Below are 10,296 nucleotides of genomic sequence, written 5' to 3' on the forward strand. Positions count from 1 at the left end.
CGCTGCACTCGTGGTTGGCCCGGTATGAGGCGCATGGTCTTGAAGGACTCGTGGATCGGTCGCATGGGTCTGCTGCACGATCAGGTGACAGTTTCGATCACGCGACCTGACTGGCCGGTGTGGTCATGATTGCTTCGAATTCGATCGGGGTCAACCGTCCGAGCCCGGCCTGACGTCGGCGCCGATGGTAGGTCCGTTCGATCCACGTGACGATCGCGATGCGCAGCTCTTCGCGGGTATCCCAGCGGCGGCGGTTGAGGACGTTCTTCTGCAGCAGGCTGAAGAAACTCTCCATCGCGGCATTGTCGCCCGCCGCCCCGACGCGACCCATGGAGCCGACCATCTCATAGCGGCTCAGTGCATGCACGAATCGTCTTGACCTGAACTGAGATCCGCGATCGCTGTGCACAATGCATCCGGCCACGGCACCCCGGCGTGCCACCGCGTTACCGAGGGCGGCGGTGGCCAACCGGGACTTCATCCTTGAGTCGATCGAATATCCGACGATGCGGTTGGAGAACACGTCCTTGATCGCACACAGATAGAGTTTCCCTTCGCCGGTGTGGTGCTCGGTGATGTCGCTGAGCCACAACCGATTTGGCCGGTTAGCGGTGAAGTCACGCTCGACGAGATCATCGTGCACCGGCGGGCCCGCTTTGCCGTTCTTGCCTCGCTTCTTCCCGCACACACTCCACCACCGATTGCGGGTGCAGATCCGCCACGCGGTGCGCTCGGCCATCGGCTCGCCGGCCTCGCGGGCCTCCTCGACCAGGTAGCGGTAGCCGAACTCCGGATCGTCTTTGTGAGCGTCGAACAGGGCGTTGGCGCGGTAGGCCTCCGTGATCTCGCCGGCGGTGATCGGATTAGCCCGCCAGCGGTAATAGGGCTGGCGGGCGAGCTTGAGCACCCGGCACGTCACCGCGACGGGAATCCCGTCGGCGGCGAGCTCACTTACGAGCGGGTAGAGCCTTTTCCCGGCAGATTGGCCTGCGACAAGTACGCGGTCGCCCGGCGCAGGACCTCGTTTTCCTGCTCCAACAGCTTGATCCGACGCCGCGCATCCCGTAGCTCCGCGGACTCGCCGGTGCTCTTGCCGGGCTTGGTGCCCGCGTCGATATCGGCCTGGCGAATCCACTTGTGCAGCGTCATCGGATGCACCCCGAAATCGGAGGCGATCTGCTCGATCGTCACACCGTCGTCGCGATTGCGAGCGACCCGCACAACATCGTCGCGGAACTCGCGGGGGTAGGGCTTAGGCACAATGACATCCTTCCAGCCTGCCCACGATGGGCAAGCCAACTCAGATGTCACCTGATCGTGCAGCAGACCCCTTTAGAGGTGTATTACCCCGGTTGACGGGTGGCTTTCTGCTCCGGCTGATGGTTCCTGGGATGGCCACACCATCACGAGCTGGGGGAGCGGCTCTTCAGGATCAGGCAAAGATCACTCCGGCGCGGCGCCACTGTTTCAATTTTAGATGTGCAGAATCGCACGCAGGCTATCGGCAACAGCTAGGGGAGAGGTTAGTTGCGGCCGGTGGCCCCGCGCGGCCAGCAACAGTGGGCAAGGGGGAGTCGGCATGTCGTTCTATGAACCAGATTGGGCCACCGGTGAGCCGTCGAGGAGGCGGCCAGTCACCGCGGTCGTGGGCGGCTGGCTGAGGGAAGAGTCCTTCTACCGCGACGTCGTCACCCGATCCCTGTCGATCCTGATCACTGGTGGGTTCGGCTATCTTGCCGCTGTGGCGCTCGGGTACGTCGGACGGCCGCCAGGGCAGGCTGTGGTCCTGATCGTCACTGCGCTCTCCCTCTTCGTCACTTCTGCTGTGGCGATCGAGTGCATGAATCGCGAGCGTTTGGTGATCGGCTACAGCATCATGTTTGGCTGGTCTGCGGCCGTCATGCTCATCGCTACGTGGCTGGATGACTGGATGCAAGCTCCGGAAGTGTCCATCGGCAGCAAATGGTTCTGGATCATCATGATCCCGACATACGTCGGAGCTTGCAGCATCGTGCTCATCATGCGGCGCCGCAGGTTAGCGCAATCAATGCGCGAATGACGAAGGCCTGTTCCGGTGCCCGTCGAGGGCTTGCGGGTTTGACCGGGGTCGATGGCCGGTTGTCCAAGCAATCCCGCCCTCATTCATCCTGTGGATTCCCTGCTAAATCGCTGTGAGCGTGGCTCTTTCGGGCGCGGCGATATCTGTTGTGGAGTCCGATCCCATACCGTAGTGTCAACTAAGTTTATTAGCGTTCCTAACGGGATTGCCGCTGCCGGCATCGGTCAACGCTGATGAAAGGGTAACGGATGCAACGGGTTTCCCTCGGGAGCCATTTGATGCGGCGGTGGACGCTCGTCACGGCGGTCGTGGTCATCGCGATCGCCGGATTCGCCGTCTACCGCCTACACGGTGTCTTCGCATCGCAGGATGTCGTCTCCACGCCCAACGGTGCGGCGGATCAGATCGTCCCGTTCAATCCCAAGCATGTGGTGCTGGAGGTATACGGCCCGCCCGGGGCGGCGGCGACCATCACCTACCTCGACGTCGACGCCCAGCCGCAGCGCGCCGATAACGTCGGTCTGCCGTGGGCCTACGACGCGACGACCACCCAACCCGCCGTCTTCGTCAACATCACCGCGCAGGGCACCGGTGACTGGATCGGCTGCCGGATCACCATCGACGACGCCGTCAAGGACGAGCGCACCACCGACAACGTCAACGCCTTCACCTATTGCTTGGACAAGTCCGGATGAGCAGTAATCGCATTCCTGATTTCATCCGCCGGTACTCGGTGCTCATCGCGCTGTTCTGGCTGGCACTGGCGGTCGTCACCAACGTCTTCGTCCCACAGCTGGAGACCGTCGCCGAACAACACAACGTCTCGCTGAGCCCACAGGATGCACCCTCCCTGCAAGCCAGCAAGCAGATCGGCAAGGTCTTCCAAGAGTTCGACTCCGACAGCTCGGCGATGATCGTCCTGGAAGGCGATCAACCGCTGGGCGCCGAGGCGCACCACTACTACGACGACCTGGTCGCCAAGCTCTCGGCCGACACCACGCACGTCCAGCACATCGACAACTTCTGGGGTGACCCGCTGACCGCGGCCGGCTCCCAGAGCTCCGACGGTAAAGCGGCGCTGGTCCAGCTCTACCTGGCCGGCAACCAGGGGGAGTCGCTGGCCAACGAATCCGTCGACGCGGTGCGCGATATCGTCGCCGACAGCCCGCCGCCCGAGGGCCTGCGGGTGTACGTCACCGGCGCGGCACCCCTGGTCACCGACCAGTTCGAGGTCGGCCGCCACGGCACGCTGAAGACCACCATCATCACGCTCCTGGTCATCGCGGTCATGCTGTTCTGGCTCTATCGTCGCCTCACGACGGTGTTCCTGGTGATCTTCACGGTGATGATCGAACTGACCGCCTCACGCGGCGTGGTCGCCGTGCTCGCCAACGCCGGGATCATCGAGCTGTCGACCTATTCGACCAACCTGCTCACGCTGTTGGTGATCGCCGCCGGCACCGACTACGCGATCTTCCTGCTCGGCCGATTTCACGAGGCGCGCTACGCCGGCCAGGATCGTGTCAACGCGTTCAACACCATGTACCACGGCACCGCACACATCATCCTGGGCTCGGGCCTGACGATCGCCGGAGCCGTGCTGTGTCTGACCTTCACCCGGCTGCCGTACTTCCAGAGCCTGGGCGTCCCGGCCGGCACCGGCGTGCTCGTCGCGGTCATCGCCGCGTTGACCCTGGCGCCCGCACTTATCTCCATCGGCAGGCATTTCGGGCTTTTCGAACCGGCCCGCCCCATGCAAACCCGCGGTTGGCGACGGATCGGCACGGCGATCGTCCGATGGCCCGGGCCGATCCTGGCGGCCACCATCGCCATCGCGCTCATCGGTCTGCTCGCCCTCCCGCAGTACAAGACGAGCTACGACGCCAAGCCCTACCTGCCGGCGAGCGCTCCCGCCAACGTCGGCTACACGGCGGCGGCACAGCACTTTTCGCAAGCCAGACTCAATCCCGAACTGCTGATGATCGAAACCGACCACGATCTGCGTAATCCCACCGACATGATCCTGCTGGAACGGGTGGCCAAGGCGGTCTTCCATACCGACGGCATCGCCCAAGTCCAATCGATCACCCGTCCGCTGGGCACGCCGCTGGATCACACATCGATCCCGTTCCAGATCAGCGCGAGCAGCGCATCACAGATCAACAACCTGCCCTTCCAACAGGCCCGCGGCCAAGACCTGCTCAAACAGGTTGACGTGATCAACAATTCGATCGACATCCTGCGCCAGCAGTATGCGCTGCAACAGCAGTCCAGCGCCGTCACCGACGCCCAGTCCAAAGCCTTCGAGCAGACCGTCCAGACCGCCGAGGACCTACGCGACAAGATCGCCAACTTCGACGATCAGTTCCGGCCGCTGCGCAACTACTTCTACTGGGAACCACACTGTTTCGACATCCCGATGTGTGCGGCCATCCGGTCGCTGTTCGATGCGCTGGACGGTGTCGACGCCCTCACCGACCAGCTGAACAATGTCTCGGGCAGTATCGCCCAGCTCGACGCGCTACAACCCAAGCTGTTGGCCCTCATCCCGCCGCAGATCCAGAGCCAGGAAACCAACCGCGACCTGACGATGACCAATTACGCCACCACCTCGGGGCTGAACGACCAGGCGGCAGCAGCCCTGGAGAATGCCACCGCGCTGGGCAAGGCGTATGACGCATCCAAGACCGACGACTCGTTCTATTTGCCGCCGGAAGCCTTCACCAACCCCGAATTCGTCCGCGGCATGAAGCTGTTCATGTCACCGGACGGCAAAGCGGCCCGCATGATCATCACCCACGACGGCGATCCCGCCACCCCGGAAGGGATCTCGCATATCGACGCGATCCGGCACGCCGCGCAGGAGGCCGTCAAGGGCACCCCGCTGGCCGGTTCGAAGATCTACCTGGCCGGTACCGCCGCCACGTACAAGGACATTCAGGACGGCGCCAAGTACGACCTGATGATCGCGGCGATCGCCGCACTCTGCCTGATCCTGCTGGTGATGGTGTTCATCACCAGGAGCATCGTCGCCGCACTGGTGATCGTCGGCACCGTGGCGCTGTCGCTGGGCGCGTCGTTCGGTCTCTCGGTGCTGATCTGGCAGGACATCCTGGGCACCGAGTTGTTCTGGATCGTGTTGGCACTGGCCATCATCCTGTTGCTCGCGGTCGGCTCGGACTACAACCTACTGCTGATATCGCGGTTCAAGGAGGAGATCGACGCCGGCTTGAACACCGGCATCATCCGCGCCATGGGCGGGTCGGGCGCGGTGGTCACGGCCGCCGGTCTGGTGTTCGCGGCGACCATGGCGTCCTTCGTGTTCGCCGATCTGAAGATCCTCGGACAGATCGGCACGACGATCGCACTGGGATTGTTGTTCGACACGCTGATCGTGCGGTCGTTCATGACGCCCGCCATCGCCGCGCTGCTCGGCAGGTGGTTCTGGTGGCCGTTGCGGGTACGGCAGCGACCGGCCAGCGCGACGATGCGGCCGCGCGCGACGAACCAGCAGTTGCGGCTGTGGGAGGACGACGACCCGGTGGTGGCTAGGACGTGACGGCGATGCCGTCGAGCTTGCCCCCCATGCGCGCGACGCGGCGCAACTGGGCCGCCATGTTCATCGACGTGAGCATGGGGATACCGCCGATGAAGGTGCGGAACGACGGGTTGCCACCGTGCACATGCAGCTCGTACAGGCAGCCGACGACGTAGAAGAGGCCCATGCAGAACAGCGTGGCCGGGATGGCCAGCGCCAGGGGAGAGCGCGCGTCGGCGACCAGTTCGCGGGCGTAGTCGTACTCGTCCTGGGTGATCGGCTCGCGCTTGCGCACCTTGGCCAACACCGCTTTGTGCGCACCGACCTGTTCGCCCATCGGGTGCGGCGTCCGGTTCTCCAGTCGGGTGATGTAGACGAAGACGCAGGTGGCGAAGACCGCCGCCATGATGCCGTCGAGGATTGTCAGCTCGCCCCAGATCATCGGTAGCCCCTCCTACAGTCCGAGGTGTAGAAGGTTACCTTAGCTAACTGTGTAATCGCTGCGAGTGGGAGCACCCCGCCCCATCACCCAGCCCACACGTCCTCGACGTAATGGTCGGAGGCGACCATGACCTCCAGCCACTCGCGCGCCCCGTCGTCATCGGCACCGGTGCGGGCCCGGTAGATATCCCGAAACGCCTCGCGCACAGCCGGTGCCATCTTCGCCCCGTCACCGCAGACGAACACATGGGTGTCCTTGGCGGGATCACCGATGAGGGCCCAGACATCGTCGGCATCGGCGGCGATCCGGTCCTGCACATAACGCACCCCGGCCTGGGGCGCTCGCGAGAACGCCGGCCGCATCGAGACGATGCCCTGCCGTTCGGCATCCTCGAACAGATCGCGGAAGATGTAGTCGACGTCGGGATCCCGCACGCCGAAGAAGCACAGTGCTGGTGCGAAGGGGGCGCCACTCTGCTTGGCCGCCAGCCGATCCCCGAGAAAACCGCAGAACGGTGCCACCCCGGTCCCCGCGCTCACCAGAATCACATTCTTCTCCGGGTCGGCCCCCGCGCGGAACGCCTGTCGGGCCGGGTCGACGCGAGCCCGCACACACGCGCCGGGGGCGATGTCGGCCAGGTGATTGGACGCCACCCCCTTGAAGAGTCCGCGACCGGATCGTGCCGGGGCATCCAGCACGCTGACGATCAGCGCCACCTCCTTGGGCGACAGCCGTGACGATGATGCGATGGAGTAGTGGCGCGGGGTCATGGGTTCCAGCATCTCGAGCAGCTCGGCACCGGTCAGAGCGCACGCGGGGAACTCCTGCAGACACTCGATGGGGCTGAGCGGGCACGGATCGTCGGACTCGGCCAGTGCTTGAAGGCGTTCCTGTTCGGGGCGGCATGGGTTGGCGGCGGCCAGTTTTCGCAGTTGGCTACGGGTGGCCGGCTTACGTAACTCGACGAAGTGGGTGAGCAGTTCACTGACGCTGACTTCGCGGTCGAGTGCGATCAGTCGTCGCGACGTGCGGCGCGGGTTGATCGACAACCGTAGCTGCGGGTCGATGCCCAGCAGGTTCACCGCTGCCTCCACCGCCTCGGGTGGATTATCGGCCAGGACGGTCAGATGATCGCCGGTGGAGTAGTCGACGTCGTCGGGAAGTGTCACTCGGACATATCGTTTGCCCTGGCCCAGCGAGTTGTCATTACCGACCAGCTCGTCGTTGAGGACCACGGTCATCGGGGTCACCGCAAAACGGGCGTCGATCGCGGCGGTGATCGGTCCGGTGATGAGCGTCAGGTCGTACAACGGTTCGTCGCTGTCGGTCAGTGGCGCGGCATCCGGATCGCCGAACAGCTCCGACATCGCCGACCAGAGTGCCGATGTGAACTCCTCCAGCGCACCGGTCATGTCACCCGAGGTGTCAGCTGCGCCGCGGGGCACCAGCGCCTGGGCGCCGAGCGCGGTCAGCCTGTCGTCGATCGCGATCGGCACCGCCTGATAGGTCTCGGCCCAGTTGTGATCCCCGACGCCGAGGACGGCGAAGCGGGTGTCGGCAGACATCGCCGCCTGGTCGCCGAACAGCCATGTGGTGAATTGCTTGGCGTCGTCGGTGGGTTGCCCGTTGTAGGAGGACGCGACGATGAGGATCACATCGGCGTCGGGCAGCCCGTGTGCGGCATCATCGAGCGGTCCGACCGTTGTGGTGCAACCGATGTCGGCCGCCTCCTCGGCAAGTTGGGTGGCCAGAGCCCGACACGTGCCGAGGTTGGACCCGTGCAGTACCGCCAGGGTGGTGCCGGCCCGAACCGGTGAGGACGCCGACGTGCCGTCCGATACCGTCGGTGCCGCAACCGCCGACGCGGTCGAGGTGCGCTCCGTGGCGGTGCGCCGCACCAGATCGACCTCGAAACCGATCGGTCGTCGACTCAGCGAGCTTTCCCATTGCAGGACATAGTGTTGCGAGTCCACCAGGCGATACCGGTGCACCAACCGTGCGATCAGCATGGTCGCTTCGTGGAGGGCGAACTGCCGCCCGATACAGGACCGTTCTCCGGTGCCGAACGGTTTGAACAACGCCGACGAGCGGCCGGCTACCTGATCCGGATCGAACCGGTCGGGGTCGAACAGTTCGACGTTGTCACCCCACTGTGGCTGCCGATGTAGCGCGCCGACCAGAACGGTGACCGCCTCTCCGGCTTTGATCGGGTACTTCCCACCGATGACGGTGTCGGCCAGGGCCATCCGGTCGAAGGTCAGCACGGGTGGGGACAACCGCAGCGTCTCGCTGATGGCCTGGCGTAGATAGCCGAGCTTGCCGATATCGTCGTAGCTGGGCAGGTAGTCGTCATCGGTGCCGAACACCGCATCGACCTCGCGGCGCACGCGATCCAGCGCCGCCGGGTGGTGGATCAGGTTGTAGACGGTATTGGGCATGAGCTCGGACGTGGTGAGTTGCCCCGCGATCAGGAATGTCATGATCTGATTGCGAATGTTCGCGGTGTCAAGCGCAGAGCTACCATCCTGGCCCAGCATGACGTAGAGCAGATCCGCACCGGTTCCGGCGGCGCGGTGCCCGGTGATCAGCTCGTCGAAGTAATTGTGTAGCTCCGTCCGGCCCGCGATGAATTCCGCTGTCTCACCGTGGGTTACCGCCTCGGTCAGCGCGGACATGAAGCATTGCGGGATCGGCGCCAGCTCGTCGTGGTCGAATGACGCGAACCGGGCGCCGAAACCGGCCAGCGCCACGGTGTCCATCGCCAGCTTCTGCAGATCGTCGGAGACGTTCACCCGGCGCTGACCCACCCGAGCGTCCCACCGGCTGATCAGCTCGGCATTGATGTCCAGCATCGCCTCGTGGTAACTGCGTAATCCGGCATAGCTGAACCCCGGTAACAGGACATCGTGTGCCTTCTGCCAGTTTGGTTCCCCGCGATACGCCGTGAACAGGCCGTCGCCGGCCAGTGGCCGCACGCGGTCGAGAGTCTGGGTGATGTTCTTGGCGAATCTCGCCTCGTCGCAGAGCTCGTCGACAAGGTCCATCGAGCAGACGTAAAGCTTGCGGAACCCGTTGAAGTCGGCGTAGAAGATCGGCCCGTAACGCTCACCGAGCAGGTCGATCGGCAGCGCGTATGGACGGCCGGCCAGCTCCGCCCCGGCGGGAAACGCATGCCCCTCGGCGGAAACGATGTCATCGAGCGTCGGGGGCAGCGACGGCGCGAACTCGGTCATGCACGCAGCGTAAGGCGTTCACCTGACCCGACCGTCAATAATCGACAATCAGCTCAGTCCTCCTTGCCCAACCCCTTCGCCATGAAGTCCCCGATCGAGAGGACGGCCCGGCGGCGCGACATCAACCGGGTCTGGACCAGCAGGAACAACCGGTTGGGCAGGCTCGGCACCACCATGTGCTTGCGGCCCACCGCAGCGAACACTCGACGGACCACATCACGCGGCTCGGAGATGAGCCACTGCGGATACCGATCGAACATGTCACCCTGGGTGTTCATCAGCCCGCCGACCATGACAAGGACATCGACACCGGTGCCGCGCAGCTCGTACCACAGCGCCTCGCCGAGACCGATCTGGAAGGCCTTGTTTGCGCCGTAGGCGCCGGTGAACGGACTCGATGTGAGGCCCACCCCCGATGCCACCATGATGATCGATCCGCTTCCGCGACCGCGCATCTGATTGCCGAAGACATGTACCAGGTCGGTATAACCGCGGGAGTTGATATCGATCATCCGGCGGTGGGTGTCCAACGGCATGTCCAGGATCCTGGGTGTCTCCGGCGGGGTGAACATGTGATTGCACACCAGCACGTCGACATCGATACCGGCGGCCGCGCGCTCGATCCGATCGATGGCCGTCGGATCGGCCATATCGCATGCCACGACCACCACGTCGATGCCGAACTCGCCGCGTAACTCCGCGGCGCGTGCGGACAGCTCGTCGGCGAGGAGGTCTACCAGGATCAGATTGAGCCCCTCTGCGGCCAATTGTCGCGAAAAGGCATATCCCAGGCCCACGTCGCGGGCCGCGCCGGTCACCAGTGCCCAGCCGCCGCGGTAGGCGCTGATGCGTGACCGGCGCAGCGGTGTCAGGCGCCTCCGGTGTGCGGGTGTGCGTACCATCGAACTCTCCTCGCATGCCGATACCGTCGCAGGCGACGTGTGCCCGATTTCGTGAATGCTACGTGTCGGACCCTGTCTTTAGAATCGTGGTATGCCGCCTCCGACAACGCCTTACGCCGCTG

8 protein-coding genes are annotated in these 10,296 nt (G+C 64.4%); 4 read left to right on the top strand and 4 right to left on the bottom strand.

Going from position 1 to position 10,296, the window contains the following annotated elements; translation table 11 throughout:
• Positions 1-14 precede the first annotated feature (14 nt).
• Positions 15-110, top strand: coding sequence for a hypothetical protein (locus G154_RS26995; protein ID WP_237742470.1), 96 nt, complete (start codon positions 15-17; stop codon positions 108-110).
• Here G154_RS26995 and G154_RS00180 read toward each other — a convergent pair.
• Positions 98-1,260, bottom strand: a protein-coding gene (locus tag G154_RS00180) for an IS3 family transposase (protein WP_110807167.1) whose coding sequence is annotated in 2 segments (ribosomal slippage) — positions 98-973 and positions 976-1,260 — 1,161 coding nt in all. Because the reading frame shifts where the segments join, the coding sequence is not laid out codon by codon here. The two genes, G154_RS26995 and G154_RS00180, sit on opposite strands and share 13 nt — an antisense overlap.
• A gap of 319 nt (positions 1,261-1,579) precedes the next feature.
• On the opposite strand from G154_RS00180, the gene G154_RS00190 reads away from it, so the two are divergent.
• The 3 genes from G154_RS00190 to G154_RS00200 all read left to right on the top strand — a co-directional run bounded on the left by G154_RS00190 (position 1,580) and on the right by G154_RS00200 (position 5,618).
• Positions 1,580-2,059 (top strand): hypothetical protein, encoded by a 480-nt coding sequence (locus G154_RS00190; protein ID WP_131701335.1) that lies wholly within the window; start codon positions 1,580-1,582, stop codon positions 2,057-2,059.
• A gap of 248 nt (positions 2,060-2,307) precedes the next feature.
• Positions 2,308-2,754: an MmpS family transport accessory protein gene (locus G154_RS00195; protein WP_023986007.1), complete on the top strand. Its 447-nt coding sequence runs from the start codon at positions 2,308-2,310 to the stop codon at positions 2,752-2,754.
• Positions 2,751-5,618, top strand: coding sequence for an RND family transporter (locus G154_RS00200; protein ID WP_019514654.1), 2,868 nt, complete (start codon positions 2,751-2,753; stop codon positions 5,616-5,618). The genes G154_RS00195 and G154_RS00200 overlap by 4 nt, the downstream gene beginning before the upstream one ends.
• On the opposite strand, the gene G154_RS00205 is transcribed toward G154_RS00200, so the two are convergent.
• From G154_RS00205 to G154_RS00215, 3 genes are all read right to left on the bottom strand, one after another.
• Positions 5,608-6,039, bottom strand: coding sequence for a hypothetical protein (locus G154_RS00205; RefSeq protein ID WP_019514655.1), 432 nt, complete (start codon positions 6,037-6,039; stop codon positions 5,608-5,610). The two genes, G154_RS00200 and G154_RS00205, sit on opposite strands and share 11 nt — an antisense overlap.
• 83 nt (positions 6,040-6,122) lie before the next feature.
• On the bottom strand, positions 6,123-9,272 hold the full coding sequence (locus G154_RS00210) for a cytochrome P450 (protein WP_019514656.1): 3,150 nt from the start codon (positions 9,270-9,272) through the stop codon (positions 6,123-6,125).
• A 53-nt stretch (positions 9,273-9,325) separates the two neighbouring features.
• A complete protein-coding gene (locus tag G154_RS00215) occupies positions 9,326-10,174 on the bottom strand; it encodes an SDR family oxidoreductase (protein ID WP_019514657.1) in 849 nt (282 codons plus the stop codon).
• Positions 10,175-10,296 lie beyond the last annotated feature (122 nt).

Source organism: Mycobacterium sp. VKM Ac-1816D, assembly GCF_000416385.1.
Classification (GTDB): domain Bacteria; phylum Actinomycetota; class Actinomycetes; order Mycobacteriales; family Mycobacteriaceae; genus Mycobacterium; species Mycobacterium neoaurum_A.